The 17882-nt window shown below is 70.5% G+C and carries 16 protein-coding genes; 10 read left to right on the top strand and 6 right to left on the bottom strand.

Translation table 11 applies throughout. The features are described from left to right. Positions 1–19: 19 nt before the first annotated feature. Positions 20–1471 carry an MFS transporter gene (locus tag Q1V88_RS03660; protein WP_300678020.1) on the top strand — a complete coding sequence of 484 codons (1452 nt, stop codon included), beginning with the start codon at positions 20–22 and terminating at the stop codon, positions 1469–1471. A gap of 392 nt (positions 1472–1863) precedes the next feature. On the opposite strand, the gene Q1V88_RS03655 is transcribed toward Q1V88_RS03660, so the two are convergent. Genes Q1V88_RS03655 through Q1V88_RS03645 form a run of 3 tightly spaced genes read right to left on the bottom strand, consistent with a single transcriptional unit; the run spans position 1864 to position 4365 of the window. Beyond that, a complete protein-coding gene (locus tag Q1V88_RS03655) occupies positions 1864–2499 on the bottom strand; it encodes a DUF4437 domain-containing protein (RefSeq protein ID WP_300678018.1) in 636 nt (211 codons plus the stop codon). Next, complete coding sequence (locus Q1V88_RS03650; RefSeq protein ID WP_300678017.1) at positions 2496–3161, bottom strand: isochorismatase family protein; 666 nt, start codon at positions 3159–3161, stop codon at positions 2496–2498. Before Q1V88_RS03650 ends, Q1V88_RS03655 begins: the two co-directional genes overlap by 4 nt. 4 nt (positions 3162–3165) lie before the next feature. Then, the gene (locus Q1V88_RS03645) at positions 3166–4365 is read right to left on the bottom strand and encodes a CoA transferase (RefSeq protein ID WP_300678015.1); all 1200 of its coding nucleotides are present in this window, start codon (positions 4363–4365) and stop codon (positions 3166–3168) included. Between the two features lie 51 nt (positions 4366–4416). Here Q1V88_RS03645 and Q1V88_RS03640 point away from each other — a divergent pair, with 51 nt between their 5' ends. The 4 genes from Q1V88_RS03640 to Q1V88_RS03625 all read left to right on the top strand — a co-directional run bounded on the left by Q1V88_RS03640 (position 4417) and on the right by Q1V88_RS03625 (position 9159). Next, positions 4417–5370, top strand: coding sequence for a hydroxymethylglutaryl-CoA lyase (locus Q1V88_RS03640; protein ID WP_300678012.1), 954 nt, complete (start codon positions 4417–4419; stop codon positions 5368–5370). Between the two features lie 24 nt (positions 5371–5394). Then, positions 5395–6957 (top strand): AMP-binding protein, encoded by a 1563-nt coding sequence (locus Q1V88_RS03635; protein ID WP_300678009.1) that lies wholly within the window; start codon positions 5395–5397, stop codon positions 6955–6957. A gap of 64 nt (positions 6958–7021) precedes the next feature. Further along, the gene (locus tag Q1V88_RS03630) at positions 7022–8368 is read left to right on the top strand and encodes a DUF4437 domain-containing protein (protein ID WP_300678006.1); all 1347 of its coding nucleotides are present in this window, start codon (positions 7022–7024) and stop codon (positions 8366–8368) included. 14 nt (positions 8369–8382) lie between these two features. Then, the gene (locus Q1V88_RS03625) at positions 8383–9159 is read left to right on the top strand and encodes a hypothetical protein (protein WP_300678004.1); all 777 of its coding nucleotides are present in this window, start codon (positions 8383–8385) and stop codon (positions 9157–9159) included. A gap of 87 nt (positions 9160–9246) precedes the next feature. On the opposite strand, the gene phoU is transcribed toward Q1V88_RS03625, so the two are convergent. Next, entirely contained in the window at positions 9247–9891 is a 645-nt protein-coding gene (gene phoU, locus Q1V88_RS03620) for a phosphate signaling complex protein PhoU (RefSeq protein ID WP_300678002.1), read from the bottom strand. Between the two features lie 134 nt (positions 9892–10025). On the opposite strand from phoU, the gene Q1V88_RS03615 reads away from it, so the two are divergent. Beyond that, positions 10026–11189 (top strand): ATP-binding protein, encoded by a 1164-nt coding sequence (locus tag Q1V88_RS03615; protein WP_300677999.1) that lies wholly within the window; start codon positions 10026–10028, stop codon positions 11187–11189. Next, the gene (locus Q1V88_RS03610) at positions 11186–11863 is read left to right on the top strand and encodes a response regulator transcription factor (RefSeq protein WP_300677996.1); all 678 of its coding nucleotides are present in this window, start codon (positions 11186–11188) and stop codon (positions 11861–11863) included. Before Q1V88_RS03615 ends, Q1V88_RS03610 begins: the two co-directional genes overlap by 4 nt. A 359-nt stretch (positions 11864–12222) precedes the next feature. On the opposite strand, the gene Q1V88_RS03605 is transcribed toward Q1V88_RS03610, so the two are convergent. Together Q1V88_RS03605 and mshA are read right to left on the bottom strand one after the other, a co-directional pair. After that, complete coding sequence (locus Q1V88_RS03605) at positions 12223–12726, bottom strand: YbjN domain-containing protein (protein WP_300677993.1); 504 nt, start codon at positions 12724–12726, stop codon at positions 12223–12225. Further along, positions 12723–13988: a D-inositol-3-phosphate glycosyltransferase gene (mshA, locus tag Q1V88_RS03600; RefSeq protein ID WP_300677990.1), complete on the bottom strand. Its 1266-nt coding sequence runs from the start codon at positions 13986–13988 to the stop codon at positions 12723–12725. Before mshA ends, Q1V88_RS03605 begins: the two co-directional genes overlap by 4 nt. An 18-nt stretch (positions 13989–14006) precedes the next feature. Between mshA and Q1V88_RS03595 the strand changes: the two genes are divergently transcribed. The 3 genes from Q1V88_RS03595 to typA all read left to right on the top strand — a co-directional run bounded on the left by Q1V88_RS03595 (position 14007) and on the right by typA (position 17589). Further along, a complete protein-coding gene (locus Q1V88_RS03595; RefSeq protein WP_300677987.1) occupies positions 14007–14765 on the top strand; it encodes an SDR family NAD(P)-dependent oxidoreductase in 759 nt (252 codons plus the stop codon). A gap of 110 nt (positions 14766–14875) precedes the next feature. Continuing rightward, a complete protein-coding gene (locus Q1V88_RS03590; protein WP_300677984.1) occupies positions 14876–15565 on the top strand; it encodes an amino acid racemase in 690 nt (229 codons plus the stop codon). 143 nt (positions 15566–15708) lie between these two features. Next, complete coding sequence (gene typA, locus Q1V88_RS03585) at positions 15709–17589, top strand: translational GTPase TypA (RefSeq protein WP_300677982.1); 1881 nt, start codon at positions 15709–15711, stop codon at positions 17587–17589. Positions 17590–17882 lie beyond the last annotated feature (293 nt).

Here is a 17882-nt window from a genome sequence, read left to right as displayed (position 1 = left end):
CGAGCACAGGAGTCCCCCCATGACGGAGACCCAGCCCGACCATCCAATCCCACCCGAGCGCGCCGTGGCGACGCTTCAGGTGCACTCCCGGGGTGAGGCGCGCGACGTCGACCTGACCCGCGACCCGCCGTTCGGGTGGTGGCCCGCGATCGTGATCGGCCTGGTCGCCTTCGTCGACCGGGTCGAGATCAACCTCGTCGCCGGGGCGCTCCCGGCGATCCAGGAGCACTTCGGGATCAGCGACACCGTCGCCGGCGCGATCCCGACCGCGGCCAGCATCGCCGCCGCCCTGCTGCTGCTACCGGCCGGACGCCTGGCCGACCGGGCTCCCCGGGTCGGCGCGATCGCGATCGTCGTCCTGGTCTGGGCGCTGTGCTCGGTGCTCAGCGGCCTGGCCAGCAGCTTCGCGCTGTTCTTCCTGATCCGGATCGCCATCGGCGCCGCCGGCCAGCTCTACAACCCGCCGGCCTCGAGCCTGATCGCCGACTACTACCCGTCGTCGAGTCGCGGCAAGGCGTTCGGCTTCGAGCGCGCCGGCTACTACATGGGCCTGCCCGCCGGCGTGATCGTCGGCGGCGCTGTCGCCGAAGCCCTGGACTGGCGGGCGGTCTTCTTCGTCGCCGCCATCCCGGGCCTGCTGGTCGCCGCCCTGGTCTGGACGGTACGCGAGCCGCGTCGCGGGCTCGGGGACGAGATCGACGCGCTCCGGGCGGGGCGGGCGGGGGCTGCGGGCTCGGGGGTGGCCGCGTCGGCGTCGGTGTCGGGGTCGGCGGTGTCGGGGTCAGCGGGCGCGGAGGGATCTCTCTCCAGTACGCCGCCCACGCACGGCCCGACCCCTGCGCGCGGTGCCCTGATCGCCGAGGCCCGCGGCCTGCTCACCATCGCGACGCTGCGCGGCGTGATCGCCAGCCAGGCGATGCTGGCGCTCGGGGTCGCCGGCCTCTTCTACTGGCTGCCGACGTTCCTGGAGCGGACCGAGGGCCTCGACCACGACGCCGCCGCGGGTCTGGCCGGCGGTGTCGGCGGCACCGGCATCGTGATCGGCATCGTCCTCGGGAGCCGTCTGGGCGACCGGGCACGGGCCGACGGCTGGCGGATCGCCGTCGCCGCCTGGTTCCTGCTGGCCGGCGCGATCGGGCTGACCCTGGCCGTCACCCTGCCGGGCCTCGGCCTGCGCGTCACCCTGATCGCCGCCGCCTGCGCGGGCTTCGCGGGGGCGATACCGAACCTGACGGCGGCCGCGGCCGACGTCGTGCCGTCACAGAGTCGCGGGATGGGGTTCGCCGTGCTGCAGTTCCTCACCACCCTCGGCGGGGCGTTCGGTCCGTTCCTGATCGGTCTGACCTCGGACCTGCTCGACTCGCTCCCGCTGGCGATGCTCGTCCTGCTGCCGCCCCTCTTCGCCTGCGTGGTGATCCTGCGCGCCGCCAGGAAGACGTTCGACGCCGACGTAGCCGCAGCCCACCCCTAGCCGACTTCCGGGTTCACCACCGCCCACTTCCGGGTTCACCACCGCCCACTTCCGGGTTCACCACCGCCCACTTCCGGGTTCACCACCGCCCAGATCCGGGTTCACCACCAGCAGGTCCGTTCGTGCGCCCTCGGGCCGAAACACGCCGACACCTTCGGCGTGTCGCCTAGATCGGGCACTGGAACGGATCGACCCGCTGCCCGGCGTACGACCATGTGAGCAATCCGGAACTCGACCGTGGCGAACCCGGAAGTCGACCGTGGCGAACCCGGATCTCGCGCGTGGCAAACCCGGATCTCGCGCGTGGCGAACCCGGAAGTCGACCGTGGCAAACCCGGATCTCGCGCGTGACAAACCCGGATCTCGCCGGTGGTGAACCCGGAATTCGGCGGTTAGGACCAGGTGTGGACGATCGCGAAGCCGGGGACCTGCGGGGCCGCGACACCGGCCGGGACGAAGGCCCAGGTCTGCTCACCGGGCCAGAACAGGTCGACGTCGACCTCGAAGACCTCGCCCGCGGCCTGCTCGCGCGCGTGCACCGTGCCGACGAGGGCGGGGGTGGCAGGACGCTGCAGGGCGGCGTCCACCGCGACGACCCGCGCCGCCCCGGGGGCAGAGGCCTCGCCGTCGGCCCAGCCGCCACCGGGGCCGGAGAACCAGACCAGGGCAGCAGTGCCGTCCTGCGTCGAGGTCGCAGCACGGGTGGCCAGCGGCTCCACGATCAGCATCTCGCCCTCGCCGCAGGTCAGGCCGCTGATCGCGAGCGAGCCGGAGATGATCACCATCTCCTCCCCCGCCGGCTGGTGGCCGACGGCGTCACGGGTCCACCCGTTGGGGAACCGCACCACCACGGCACGGGTGCCGCGCTCGGCGTCGGCCCGGAGCATGGTGATGTCGGCGGGCTGCTCGGCCCCGGCGATCTGGTGCCTACCCCAGGTCAGCTCGGGTGAGTCCAGCCGGACCACGATCGGAGCGGCAGAACCGGCAGCAGCAGAACCAGCAGCAGCAGAACCAGCAGGAGCATTCATCGGACGCCTCCAGGGGCAGGGGTGGTGGTCAGGTAGTCGAGGATCTCGGCCTCACTCAGCACATCGGCGTACTTGGCGTCGAGGTCGAAGAGGTTGCGCTCGTGCACCTCGGCATCGCGGTCGCCGCAGGCCTCGCGCGCGACCAGCGGCCGGAAGCCGTGCTGCAGCGCGTCGAGCGTGGTGGCCCTGACGCAGCCGCTGGTGGAGAAGCCGAGCACGACGGCGGTGTCGATCCCGAGGTGGCGCAGCGTCGAGGCGAGCGTGGTGCCGAAGAAGGCCGAGGCGTACTGCTTGGTCACCACGATCTCGTCGGCCAACGGAGCCGGCGAGGCCGGAAACTCCCCGTACGCCGACCCGCGCGCGAACGCGACCAGGCCCGGCACCTTGACCGCGAACCACCCCGCGTCAGCACCACCGGGCGCCAGCACGACCTGAGTGAAGAGCACCGGATGCCCAGCGGCCCTGGCCGCGGTGACGATCCGGTCGGCGCTGGCACGCGCCGCCTCGAACCGACCACCCGCATCGGCGAACGGCCCCGCGCCCAGATAGGCACGGCACACGTCGACGACGATCACGGCCGGCGCCGCCCCGCCCCCGATCCGTCCCATGAACCCGGCCGCCGCGTAGTCGGCGGACCGTTCGGTTCCCAGCGGAGACACCATCGGCTCAGATCACGCCCCGGGCCAGCAGGTCGGCGCGGGCCGCCTCGTCGAGGCCGAGCAGGTCGCCGTACACCTCGTCGTTGTGCTGGCCGAGCGACGGTCCGGTCCAGCGGATCGTGCCGGGGGTGGCCGAGAGCTTCGGCACCACGTTCTGCATCCGCAGGGTGCCGAAGGTGGCGTCGGGGACCTGGACGATCGACTCGCGGGCCTCGAAGTGCGGGTCGGCGAGCATGTCGGCGGCCTTGTAGATCCGTCCGGCCGGGACGCCGCCGGTGTTCATCGCGTCGAGCAGCTCGTCGGCCACCACGGTCGCGGTCCACTCCGAGATCAGGTCGTCGAGCTCGGCCTGGGCCTTCCCGCGGCCGACGTGGGTGGAGTACTGATGCCCGGGGGCGTACCACTCCGGGCGGCCCATCGCGTCGGCCAGCCGGGAGAAGACGGTGTCCTGGTTGGCGGCGATCAGGATGAGCTGACCGTCCTTGGTCGGGTAGACGTTGGACGGGGCGACGTTGGGCAGGATCGCCCCGGTCCGCTCGCGCTGGTAGCCCGCGACGTCCCACTCGGTGACGAGCGACTCCATCATCGCCAGCACCGACTCGTAGATCGACGCGTCGATCATCTGGCCCTGGCCGGTCTGGTCACGGTGCCGCAGGGCCGAGAGCGCCCCGACGCAGGCGTGCATGGCGGCGAGCGAGTCGCCGATCGAGATGCCGGCACGCGAGGGCTGCCGGTCGGCGTCGCCGAGGATGTAGCGCAGCCCGCCCATCGCCTCGCCGATCGAGCCGTACCCCGCCCGACTGGCGTAGGGACCGGTCTGCCCGTAGCCCGAGACCCGCACCATGATGATCCCCGGGTTGATCGCCTTGAGCTGCTCGTAGCCCAGGCCCCACTTCTCGAAGGTGCCGGCGCGGAAGTTCTCGACCACAATGTCGGCCTCGGCGACGAGGCGGAGAAAGAGCTCCTGACCCTCCTTCTCGCGCAGGTTGAGGGTCACCGACCGCTTGTTGCGGCCCACCACGGGCCACCACAGCGAGGTGCCGTCGGTCCGGCCCCAGGCGCGCATCGGGTCGCCGACGCCCGGCGGCTCGACCTTGATCACGTCGGCACCCTGGTCGCCCATCAACGTGGCGGCGAACGGCCCGGCGAGCAGCTGCCCGGCCTCCAGGACGCGGACTCCGGCGAGGGATCCGTTTGCACCAGTCATGCGCAAATCATATATCCGATATGCTGTAGATGTCAGCCTGGAGGAGTGGACATGAACGCAACCCCCGACCCGCCCGGTCCCGCGATCATCGAGATCGTCGAGGTCGCGCCCCGCGACGGCCTGCAGAACGAGAAGCGGCTGCTGCCGACCGAGACCAAGATCGAGCTCGTACGCCGCAGCGTCGACGCCGGCCTGCGCCGGGTCGAGGTGACCGCCTTCGCCCGTCCGGACCTGGTGCCCCAGATGGCCGATGCCGCCGAGGTCCTGGCCGGGGTCGCCGACCTCGAGGGACTCTCGATGATCGGTCTGGTGCTCAACCGTCGCGGCGTCGAGCGGGCGATCGCGGCGGGCTGCGACGAGATCACCGCGGTCGTCGTGGCCAGCGACGGCCTCGCCCTGCGCAACCAGGGCAGGGACACCGCCGCCCAGATCGAGGCCTGGCTCCAGATCGCCGCCGACGCCCGTTCGGCAGACCTGAAGACCTCGGTGATCCTGGCGGCCGCGTTCGGGTGCCCGTTCGACGGCGAGGTCCCCGCCGAGCGGGTGATCGACGTCGCCCGGCGCTGCCTGGCCGGTGCCCCCGACGAGCTCGCCATCGCCGACACCATCGGGGTCGGCGTACCCACGCAGGTCCGGGCCCTCGTCGCCGGCCTGCGCGCCCTGCCCGACCTCGATCCCGCCACGCCGCTGCGGGCGCACTTCCACAACACCCGCAACACGGGCTACGCCAATGCCGTGGCCGCGATCGAGTCCGGTGTGACGGTGCTCGACGCGTCCACCGGCGGGATCGGCGGGTGCCCGTTCGCCCCCGGCGCCACCGGCAACATCGCCACCGAGGACCTGCTCTACCTGCTCGACCGCTCCGCCGACGTCGAGGTGGCGCAGCCCGCAGGTCGCCCGCTCGACCATGCGGCGATCGCCGCGACCGGCACCTGGATCGCCACCGAGCTCGGCCTGCCACAGGCCCCCGCGCAGCTCGGTCGCGCCGGCTGGTTCCCCGCCTGACCACCTGCCCGCAAGGAGACCCGCATGTCCCTCATCCCCGGCGGTGCGCCGCTGTCCATCGTCAACGGCCTGCGTGAGTTCGCCGAGGCCACCCCCGACACCGTCGCGGTGATCGACGGGGAGCGCCGGCTCACCTTCGCCGCTCTCCTCTCCCGCGTACGTCGACTCGCACGCCACCTCCAGGCCACCGGCCTCACTCCCGGCGACCGGGTCGGCGTGCTGCTCGGCAACCGCCTGGAGTATCCGGAGATCGCCGCCGGGATCGCGGCGGCCGGCGGCGTGATGGTCCCGCTCAACCCGCGCCTGACCGCAGCCGAGGCGACCTTCATCCTGGGTCACTCCGGCGCGCGGTCGCTGATCCTCGACGACGCCCTGGCCCCGATCGTCACCGACGCGGTCGGGGCGGCCCGGATGCCGTGCCTGTCGATCGACGGGACCACGCTCGGGTCGGCGTACGAGGAGGCACTGGCGTCGGCCCCCGACGAGGAGACGGGGGTGGTCGTCGACGAGCGCGACCCGTTCTGCATCACCTACACCTCGGGCACCACAGGGCGCCCCAAGGGCGTGGTGATCTCGCACCGCAGCCGCTCCCTGACCTTCACCATGAGCGCCCTGGAGTGGAAGCTCGCCGCCGGCCGGGTCTCGGCAGCCGTGGCGCCGATGTACCACGGCGCCGGGTTCGCCTTCGGCTACGCGCCGGTCTACACCGGCGGCACCGTCACGATGCTGCGCAAGTGGGACCCGACCGCGTTCTTGGACCTGGTCGCCCGTGACCGGGTGCAGTCGGCCTTCCTGGTCCCCACGATGGCCCAGGCGCTGCGCTCGCTGGGCGACGACGTGATCGACTCCTACGACCTCGCCAGCCTGGACACCCTCTACTTCAACGCCGCCGCGCTGCCGTGGGCACTCAAGCAGTGGGTGATGGAGCGCTTCCCCGGCCGCGACGTGCACGAGCTGTACGGCTCCACCGAGTCGGGCATCATCACCAACCTGCGCCCGGTGCACATGCGGGCCAAGCCCGGCTCGGTCGGCCACCCCTGGTTCCACACCGAGATCCGGCTGCTCGACGAGGCCGGCGTCCCGGTGCCGAACGGCACGCCCGGTGAGCTGTTCAGCCGTTCGCCGTACCTGATGAACGGCTATCTCGACGACCCCGAGGCGACGCAGGCCTGCACCACGGCCGACGGTTTCGTCACCTGCGGCGACATCGCCGTACGCGACAACGAGGGCTTCATCTCGATCGTGGACCGCAAGAAGGACCTGATCATCTCCGGCGGCACCAACGTCTACCCGCGCGAGATCGAGGAGGTGCTGGCCGCCCACCCGCAGGTGGTCGAGGCGGCCGTGGTCGGCGAGGCCGACGAGACCTGGGGAGAGACGGTCGTGGCCCATGTCGTGATGACGATCCCGGCCGGCTCGGCGGCGGTGATGGCCGACGAGATCGCCGAGCAGCTGGCCGAGCACTGCCGGGTGAGCCTGGCGGGCTACAAGATCCCGCGGCGCTGGTACGTCGCTCCCGCGCTGCCCCGCAACGCCGGCGGCAAGGTGGTCAAGCGCGAGCTCGCTCCCCCGGTCGGGCACCCGTAGCCACCCGTAGCCACCCGACTCAATATCATATATTCTTTCATCACATTCATCTCAGGAGGCTGACTTGCGACCCCACGTCGAACTCATCCAAGAAGACGACTACGTCTGGCACGGCGCCGAGCTCCCCGGCGGCGAGGGACGCGCCAGCGAGCGCCGCCTCTCCGTCGACGAGGAGGACGGCTCCTCCTCGCTGCGCGTGGACTTCCACACCGAGTGGGGCCGCAGCGCCGGCATCCACCACGCCAACACCGAGTACTACGTGCTCGACGGCGAGATCGACTACGGCGGCCGCAGGATCGGCAAGGGCGGCTACGTCTACGCCCCGAAGGGCGTCCCGATGGACTACCTCAAGGTCGCCGAGGGCACGAAGCTGCTGCACTACCGCGAGTACGGCGACGCCGGCTTCGACCCGATCGACGGCGCCGATCTGGGCGACCCGGCCCGACGCTGGAACGACGCCCGCGAGGACGTCATCGTGATCGACTCCGAGGCCATGCAGTGGGACGCCGTGCCGAACCCGGGCCCGATGCCCGGTCTCTTCATCAAGTACCTGCACGTCGACCCGGTGACCGGGTTCTACACCCGCCTCGTGCACGCCCAGGAGGGCTGGAGCGACCACCGCCTGGCCCACCACCCGTGCTACGAGGAGGCCTACACCACCCAGGGCCACATGGAGTACAACTTCGGCACCCTCGACCTGGGCACCTACTTCTTCCGCCCCGCGCGGGTGAAGCACGGCCACTTCACCACGATGGAGGGCGGCGCCACCTGGCTGCTGCGCTCCGACGGTGAGCTGAAGAACTGGTACACCCAGAACGAGTGGGTGCGCTGGGGCGGCGACGCGGTCAACTACGGCCCGAACTCGGTCCAGGAGGAGCCGCACCCGCCGATCCGGCACGCGCACTCCACGCACGACCTGGCCGAGCCGTGGCGCACTGAGGAGGACATGCGTCAGATGCAGGCCTCGTGGCAGTTCCAGATCGACCAGGGTCAGGACAACACCCCGGTCAAGCACCAGGGGGTCGGCACGGACCCGTCCAGCCGCGCCATCACGATGGCGATGATGAAGGCGATGGACGCCGCCCAGCTGCAGGGCGGGCACAGCGACGGTCACTCGCACTCGCATGACCACGACCATGAGCACGGTCACGACCACGACCACGACCACAGTCATGAGCACGAGCACAGCCACGACGAGACGCCCGCCGCTCCGGCACGCGAGCTGATCGACCTCGACTGGGGCTGGTCCGGGCGCGCCACCGAGCACCCCGAGGACCGCACCCACCGCGACGCCCACAACTGGGGCCGTCCGGTGACCTGGAAGGAGGGCGACCCCGTCCCCGCCCCGATCCTCTCCTCGCTGCCCGTCCGCAGCCGCTCCCGCGGCCGCTGGGACGGCGACGGTATGTGATCGGGAGCAGCTGAGTGATCTCCTCTGCCCTCACCGGGGCGGCGACGGCGGCGGTCGAGGCTTCCTCGGCCGCCGCTGCCGTGCCTGTCCACGGCCTGTCCCTGTTCACCGTGGCGATCGTGCTGCACATCGGCCTGTTCGTGTACTGGCTCGGCGGCGACCTCGGCGTCTACTACTCCAGCCGGTTCATCATCAAGCCCGAGCTCTCCCCGCAGACCCGCGCCATCGCCGCGAAGATCATGGTCGGCTGCGACATGGCGCCACGGTTCTCCCTGATCCTGTTCGGCGCCAGCGGCGTCACCCTGATGTACGCCGGGCCGATGGGCGAGAAGTCCTTCCTGACCTGGTGGATGGTGGCGCTGGCCTGGGTGGCGACCCTGACCTGGGTCGTCGTCTCGTTGCAGGAGCACCGCACCAGCGGCCGTGGATCCCACCACGTCTTCCACACCGCGGACCTTGCGATCCGCTATGTCGCCTCGGCGTTCCTACTCGGGATGGGGCTCTACACCGTGGTGGCGTCCGAACCGTTCGGGGTCGACACCAACCCGAAGTGGCTCGGGGTGAAGGTGATGGCCTACGGCTTCTCGATCTTCTGCGGCATCATGATCCGCCGCGCGCTACGCCCCTTCGGTCCGTCCTTCGGCCGGCTGATGACCGAGGGATCCACCCCCGAGATCGAGGACGGCATCGTCGGCTCGATCCGCCGCTCCGAGCCGTGGGTCTACCTGATCTGGTTCCTGGTCGCCCTGGCCGCTGTGCTCGGGGTGATCAAGCCCGGGTACGTCGGCTGAGGGACGCCCTCCCAGCGCAGCACGACAGCCGGCCTCAGGCCCGGGCTACCGGGAGGCCGACTGTCGTGTGCGGGGTGGTGCGCAGACTCAGACCGGCGCCTCGCCGGTGACCACGAACACGACCCGGTTCGAGACCGAGACCGCGTGGTCGGCGATGCGCTCGTAGTAGCGGCCCAGCAGCGCCAGGTCGACGGCCGCCTCGACGCCGTACTGCCAGTCGTTGGAGAGCAGCTCGGCGAAGTTCGCGCGGCGCAGCTTGTCCATCTCGTCGTCGTCGATCGCCAGCTCGCTGGCCTGGGAGACGTCGCGGCTGCGGATGATCTCCGCGGTGCGGTGCACCATCGACTCGGCGACCTCCGCCATCCGCGCGATGGTCTCGCGGGCGCCGTCGGGGACGGCCGAGTTCGGCACCCGCAGGCGGGCGATCTTGGCGACGTGGACGCTCAGGTCGCCCATCCGCTCCAGGTCGCTCACCATCCGCAGCGCGGCGACGACGACACGCAGGTCGCCTGCCACCGGTGCCTGCAGGCTGAGCAGCTCGAAGCAGCGCTCCTCGACCCAGGTGCGGGCGTCGTCGATCGACTCGTCGGCGCTGATCACGCTCTGCGCCACCGACTCGTCGGCACCGAGGAGTGCCTGGGTCGCCTGAGCGACCGCCTCCTCGACCTGATCGCAGATGGCAGCCAGGGCGCCGAAGACGGCCTCAAGCTCCTCACGGAACGCTTCACGCATGGTCACCACGGTACGCAGGCGCAAGCGGATAGTCCGTGAAGAACAGGGTCCACTGGGTGAACGGGTGGTGAACGTTGCCGGATTCGCGTCTCAGGTGGCGAAGAGGGGGTGAAGCGGAGCCTTACGCTGGGGGTGTGAACCCGACGACGCAGGCATTTCTTGCCGCGATTCTCGGGGCCGTGGTGGCAGGTTCGGCAGTGCTGGCCTGGCACATCAGCGAGCGCCAGCAGCGTCGGTCCCCCAGCACGGCACCGCCCGTCGTCCCGCCCGAGGTCGCCACCGTGCTGTCGGTGCTGCGCTCCTCCGCGTTGGTCGTCGACGACGACGACGTCGTGGTGAAGGCGAGCGCGCCGACGTACGCTCTCGGGCTGGTTCGCGGCACCGCGCTGCTCTCCGACGAGCTCGCGACACTGGTCCGCCAGGTACGTCGTGACGGTCAGATCCGCGAGACCGAGCTGGTCATCGGCCGCACCGGCGGCCCCGACCGCCATGTCGTCGCCCGGGTCGCTCCGCTGGGCACCCGCCTGGTGCTGGCGCTGCTGGACGACCGCACCCGCGAGCGCCGGATCGAGGCGGTACGCCGCGACTTCGTCGCCAACGTCTCGCACGAGCTCAAGACCCCGGTCGGTGCCATCCGGGTGCTGGCCGATGCGGTCGGCGAGGCCTCCGACGACCCCGTCGCGGTGAAGCGGTTCTCCTCCCGGATGCTGATCGAGTCCGACCGGCTCACCGAGCTGGTCCAGCAGATCATCGAGCTCTCCCGACTCCAGGGCGACGAGCCGCTGGAGCGGCCGGTCGCCGTCGACATCGACGCGGTCATCGAGAACGCTGTCGACGTCGTCCGGGTCGACGCGCAGCAGAAGCACATCAGCGTCGTGACGGGCGGCAAGAAGGGCCTCTTCGTCACCGGCAACGAGGAGCAGGTGATGACGGCGGTGACCAACCTGGTCGCCAACGCGGTCAACTACTCCGAGCCGGGATCGTCGGTCTCGATCACCACGAAGGTGATCTCGGGTCAGACCGACACCGTCTCGATCTCCGTGGTCGACCAGGGCATCGGCATCCCGTCCTACGAGCTCGACCGCATCTTCGAGCGGTTCTACCGGGTCGACCCGGCCCGCCACCGGTCCACCGGCGGCACCGGGCTCGGCCTGTCCATCGTCAAGCACGTCGCCGCCACGCATGGTGGCGAGGTGAAGGTCTGGTCCGTCGAGGGACAGGGCTCGACCTTCACCCTCACTCTCCCGCAACATGTGGCGCACACGTCCGCCACTCTCCCCCAGGAGGTACGCCCGTGACACGGGTTCTGGTCGTCGAGGATGAAGAGTCGTACTCGGAGGCGCTGTCCTACATGCTCCGCAAGGAGGGCTTCGAGGTCGCGATCGCCGAGAACGGCGACGACGCGCTCAAGGAGTTCGACCGCAACGGTGCCGACATCGTCCTGCTCGACCTGATGCTGCCGGGGATCCCCGGCACGGAGGTCTGCCGGCAGATCCGCACCACGTCGGCCGTGCCGGTGATCATGGTGAGCGCCAAGGACGACGAGGTCGACAAGGTGGTCGGCCTCGAGCTCGGCGCCGACGACTACGTCACCAAGCCGTACTCCCCGCGCGAGCTGGTCGCCCGGATCCGCGCCGTGCTGCGTCGCGGGGCCGAGCCCGACCTGTCCCCGCAGACGCTGGAGGCAGGCCCGGTACGGATGGACGTCGAGCGCCACGTCGTCACCGTCGACGGTGGCGAGCAGCGGCTCCCGCTCAAGGAGTTCGAGCTCCTGGAGATGTTCCTGCGCAACCCCGGCCGGGTGCTCACCCGCGGCCAGCTGATCGACCGGGTCTGGGGCTCCGACTACGTCGGCGACACCAAGACCCTCGACGTCCACGTCAAGCGGCTGCGCGCCAAGCTCGAGCCCGACCCGAGCGAGCCGAAGTATCTGGTCACCGTCCGAGGCCTGGGCTACAAGCTCGACCTCTGAGGCGAGTGAGTGAGGCCGACCGTCGAGCTTGCTCGTGCGGTCGCTCCCAACGCCTCAGAACTCGCGGTTGGCGCGTCCAGGGTGATGGCGGTGCGTCGCCTGCGTTGCCCTCGCTCGGCGGCCGCTTCGCTCTCAGGCCGCCTTCGCTCGGGCGCCTTGGCGCCGCACGCGCTGGCACCCTTCAGTCACGCAATGCTCGGACCTGCCTCAGCGTGACGGCAACGCCGGCGGGGACGCCTGATCCGGCGCACGCTGGCCGGCTGACGTCAGTGCGCGCGGCGCCCAGGCGCCGGCGCGAAGGCGGCCTTTGAGCGGAGCGGCCTTCGAGCGCCGGCAACGCCGGCGACGCGCCACTGACGTCAGTCGGCAGGGCGGAGGGACTCGAAGGCGGCGAGGTTGGCTGTCGACTCCCCCCGCTCCAGCCGCCACGCCCACTCCTTGCGGATCGAGCTGGCGAAGCCCAGCTCCAGCAGGGTGTTGAACGACTCGTCGGCGTAGGTCAGCACCGAGCCGAGCAGCCGGTCGAGCTCGTCGGCACTGGCCAGCGCGAGGGGCAGCCGGGCGTCGAGATAGATGTCTCCGGCTGCGTCGAGCGCGAAGGCGACGGCGTACAGCTTGAGGTTGCGTTCCAGCATCCAGCGGTAGACGCCCTCGAAGTTCTCGTCGGGCTTGCGGCACACGAACGCATGCACGCCGAGGGCGTGGGTGCCCAGGTCGAGGCGGATCGGCACCGAGAGCTTGCGCTCCCCGGGCAGCGCGAAGGAGAAGGTGCGCTCCCCGGTCTCGGGCGCCTCCTCGGTGTACTCGATCTCGTTGGTCTCCAGCCACGTCCGTACGGCGGCCGCCTGATCGTCTGCGCTCATGACACTGCCTCTCGCATGCTCGCTCGCGCCTTCTCGTAGAGCGCGATGGTCTTCGACGCCGTCGCCTCCCAGGAGAAGTCCTGGGCGTGGGCGAGCGCACCGACCTGGAGCCGTGCACGCAGCCGCTCGTCGAGCAGGACGCAGGTCAGGGCGTCGGCCCACCGGCCGGCGTCGTGGCCGTCGACCAGGAGCCCGGAGACCCCGTGCGCGACGGCGGTGGTGAGGCCGCCGACCGCGGCGGCGACGACCGGGGTGCCGCAGGCCTGGGCCTCGATCGCGACCAGGCCGAAGGACTCGTTGTAGGAGGGCACGGCGACGACGGTGGCGGCGGCGTACCAGGTGGCCAGCTCGGTCTGGGAGACCGGCGGCACGAACCGGACCAGGTCGGCGATGCCGAGCTGGGCGGCCAGGGCGGCCAGTGACTCGGGGCGGTCGAGGCCGGAGCCGGACGGGCCGCCGACGATCGGCACGACGAGCCGGCTACGCAGCTCCGGGGAGCGGGTGACCAGCACCGCGATCGCTCGGAGCAGCACGTCGGGAGCCTTGAGCGGTTGGATCCGACCGGCGAAGAGGACGACCAGAGCCTCGGCCGGCAGGCCCAGGGTCGCCCGTGCGGACGCCTGGTCGGCGGGGGTGAAGCGGGCCAGGTCGACGCCGGGGTGGACGACCGCGACCCGGGCGGGGTCGGCGTCGTAGAGGTCGATCAGCTGGTCGGCCTCGAGCTCGGTGTTGGCCAGCAGCACGTCGGCGGCCTCGACCACCTGCTCCTCGCCGATCACGCGCGCGGCGGGCTCGGGGGTGTCGCCCTCGGCCAGGGCGAGGTTCTTGACCTTGGCCATCGTGTGCATCGAGTGCACCAGCGGCACCCGCCAGCGGTCGCGGGCCAGCGCCCCGACCTGGCCCGAGAGCCAGTAATGCGAGTGCACCACGTCGTACCAGCCGACCGGTCGGGTGGCCTCGACGCGCAGCACCTCGCGGGCGAAGGTGCACAGCTGGCCGGGCAGCTCGGCCTTGGACAGGCCCTCGTAGGGACCGGCGGCGACGTGGTGCACCGCGATCCCGTCGGCGGCCTCGACCCGGGCCGGCAGGGCCGAGGAAGTAGCGCGGGTGAAGATGTCGACCTCGACGTCCTGGGCGGCCAGCCGGCGGGCCAGCTCCAGCACGTAGACGTTCATCCCGCCGGCGTCGCCGGTGCCGGGCTGATCCAACGGTGAGGTGTGCAGGCTCACCATCGCCACCCGGCGTACCGCTCCCTCACCCATGCGCCCCAGAATAGGACCATGTCCTCCGAGCCCACGCAGCCCCGCAAGACCGCCGTCGTTACCGGAGCCTCCAGTGGGATCGGCGCCGAGACCGCCCGCCAGCTGGCAGCCGCCGGCTACCGGGTCTTCCTGGCCGCCCGCCGCACCGACCGGATCGAGGAGCTGGCCTCCGAGATCGACGGCGTCGCCGTCACCACCGACGTCACCGACCCCGCTTCGGTGGCGGCCCTGGCCGAGGCGGTCGGACCGACCCTCAACGTGCTGGTGAACAACGCCGGTGGTGCCTTCGGTGCGTCGCCCGTGGCCCAGGCCGACGCCGAGGAGTGGCGCCGGATGCTCGACGTCAACGTGGTCGGCCTGATGCAGGTCACCCGGGCGCTGCTGCCGGCCCTGATCGCGAGCGGTGACGGCGCGATCGTCAACGTCGGCTCGATCGCCGGGCGCCGCGCCTATGAGGGTGGCGCGGGCTACAACGCGGCCAAGAGCGGCGTACGGATGGTGACCGAGGCGCTCCGTCTGGAGATCGTCGACCAGCCGGTCCGGGTGATGGAGATCGCGCCGGGGATGGTGCGGACCGAGGAGTTCTCGCTGGTGCGCTACGACGGTGACCAGGCCGCTGCGGACGCGGTCTACGCGGGGGTGCCCGAGCCGCTGGTGGCTGCCGACATCGCCGAAGCGGTGGTGTGGATGGTGACCCGTCCGGCGCACGTCAACATCGACGAGCTGGTGATCAAGCCGCGCGTGCAGGCAGCCCCGCACAAGGTCCACCGGATCTGAGTCCGCTCGGCCCGGGGCCCTCCGCGCCGGGTCGGTGTCGGGCTGCTCACAGACCAGGCGTAGCATCCGAGGATTCTTTGCCCACCCGTGTGCGGTGGGACACTGCCGGGGTGAAGACGATCGGACTCATCGGTGGGCTGAGCTGGGAATCCAGCGCCGTCTACTACGAAGGTCTCAACAAGGGCGTGCAGGCACGTCTGGGCGGGCTGCACTCCGCCAAGGTCGTGCTGATCTCAGTCGACCTTGCCGAGCTGACGGACCTCCAGGCTCAAGGCGACTGGGACGCCGTCGCGGCGATCCTGATCGCCGCCGCCCAGGGCGCCGAGCGCGCCGGGGCCGACTTCCTGCTGCTGGCCTCCACGACGTTCCACCGGGTCTACGACCAGGTCGCGGCCGCCGTCGCGATCCCGGTCGTCCACCTCGCTGACCTGATGGCGGCGCGGCTCCAGGCCGCCGGGATCAGCACCGTCGGCTTCATGGGCACCGCGTTCACCCTGACCGACCACTTCTTCGCCGAGCGGATCGCGTCCCACGGCATCAGCGTCAACATGCCCGACGAGGTTCACACCGAGACCCTCGACTCGATCGTGTACGACGAGCTCGTGTTCCGCACCATCAACCCCAGCTCCCGCAAGCGGGTGCTCGGGATCATCGACGAGCTCACCGACGCCGGTGCCGAGGCGGTCATCTTCGCCGCCAGCGAGCTCTCCCTGCTGGTCCGTCCGACCGACGTGGAGATCCCCGTGCTCGACGTGATCACGGTGCACGTCGAGGACGCCCTCGACCGCGCCTTCGCCTGAGGCTCTCGCGCGAACCCTGCCGAACGAGGCGGCTCCTGGTGCATCCAGGCGCCCGTCGTACGGTGTCGCGCGCGTCACACTGCGGCAGGGCAAGTCTCGCCGATGCGGTTCATCGGCCTCGGCCGACCTAAACTTTCGAGACTGTGAAGGCTAATCTGCGCAACGTCGCCATCGTCGCCCACGTCGACCACGGCAAGACCACCCTCGTCGACGCGATGCTGCGCCAGGGAGGCGCCTTCTCGGCTCACGAGGCCGAGTCCGTCTCCGACCGCGTGATGGACTCCGGTGACCTCGAGCGCGAGAAGGGCATCACCATCCTCGCGAAGAACACCGCGATCCACTACAACGGTGAGTACGCCCCCGAGGGCGGGATGACGATCAACATCATCGACACCCCCGGTCACGCCGACTTCGGTGGCGAGGTCGAGCGTGGTCTGTCGATGGTCGACGGCATCGTGCTGCTGGTCGACGCCTCGGAGGGCCCGCTCCCCCAGACCCGCTTCGTGCTGCGCAAGGCGCTCAACGCGAAGATGCCGGTCGCCCTGGTGATCAACAAGGTCGACCGCCACGACGCGCGGATCGACGAGGTCATCGACGAGGTCTACGAACTCTTCATGGACCTGATCGACGACACCCACGGCGAGGACGCGATCGACTTCCCCGTGGTCTACGCCTCGGGCAAGGCGGGCATCGCCTCGCTGACCAAGCCGGAGAACGGCACCCTGCCCGAGGGCGACAACCTCGAGCCCCTGTTCAAGACGATCCTCGAGACGATCCCCGCGCCGGAGTACGACGAGGGCGCGCCGCTCCAGGCCCACGTCACCAACCTCGACGCCTCCCCGTTCCTCGGCCGTCTGGCGCTCGTCCGCATCCACCAGGGCTACTTGAAGAAGGGCCAGCAGGTTGCGTGGATGCAGCGCAACGGCGAGGTCAAGAACATCAAGATCACCGAGCTGCTGATCACCAAGGGCCTGGACCGCCAGCCCGGCGAGATCGCGGGCCCCGGTGACATCGTCGCCGTCGCCGGTATCCCCGACATCATGATCGGTGAGACCCTCGCCGACGTCGAGAACCCGGTCGCCCTGCCCCTGATCCACGTCGACGACCCGGCCATCTCGATGACCATCGGCACCAACACCTCGCCGCTGGTCGGCAAGGTCAAGGGCTCCAAGGTCACCGCCCGGATGGTCAAGGACCGCCTGGACTCCGAGCTGATCGGTAACGTCTCGCTCAAGGTCCTCCCGACCGAGCGTCCCGACGCCTGGGAGGTCCAGGGCCGTGGCGAACTCGCTCTGGCCATCCTGGTCGAGCAGATGCGTCGTGAGGGCTACGAGCTCACCGTCGGCAAGCCGCAGGTCGTCACCAAGGAAATCGACGGCAAGCTGCACGAGCCGCTCGAGCGCCTCACCATCGACGCCCCCGAGGAGTTCCTCGGCGCGATCACCGAGCTCCTCGCCGTCCGCAAGGGCCGCATGGAGGGCATGACCAACCACGGCACCGGCTGGGTCCGGATGGAGTTCGTGGTGCCGGCTCGTGGCCTGATCGGCTTCCGCACCGACTTCCTCACCGAGACCCGTGGTACGGGTATGTCGTCTTCGATCTCCGAGGGCTACACCCCGTGGGCCGGCGAGATCCGCTCGCGCCAGAACGGCTCGCTGGTCGCCGACCGCGCCGGTGCTGCCACCGCGCACGCGATGACCTCGCTGCAGGAGCGCGGCACCCTGTTCGTCCCGCCGGGCACCGAGGTGTACGAGGGCATGATCGTCGGCGAGAACTCCCGCGCCGACGACATGGACGTCAACATCACGCGTGAGAAGCAGCAGACCAACATCCGCTCGGCGACGTCGGACAACTTCGAGAAGCTCACCCCGCCGAAGCAGCTCTCCCTGGAGCAGTCCCTGGAGTTCTGCCGCGACGACGAGTGCGTCGAGGTCACCCCGGACACCGTGCGCATCCGCAAGGTCGTCCTGGACGCCAACGCTCGGGCTAAGACCGCGAGCCGAGCACGCAAGGCCAACAAGTAGGCCGGAGCGCCAGCGGAGGCCTGCTTGATTGGCCTTGTCGTGGGAGGCGAGTGAGTGAGGCCAACCAGCGAGCTTGCTCGTCTGGTTGTGCCGAGTGAGCGAGCCCCAGCCCGAAGGGCTGGACGGCGAAGCGGTCACGGCCCCGAAGGGGTCGTCGACGGCCAGCAAGGCCCGCAAGGCCAACAAGTGAGTCTCTGACTCTGCAGACTGACCAGATTGGCCCTTCCGGTTCGCCGGAAGGGCCAATTCTGTCTTTCTCGCGGCGCAACCAGGCGGGGAGGTAACGTCGCTCC

Origin of the sequence: Nocardioides sp. (assembly GCF_030150155.1) — a bacterium.
Lineage (GTDB): Bacteria > Actinomycetota > Actinomycetes > Propionibacteriales > Nocardioidaceae > Nocardioides.
Note: the sequence above shows the minus strand (reverse complement) of the source record. Positions and strands in the feature narration are given on the sequence as shown.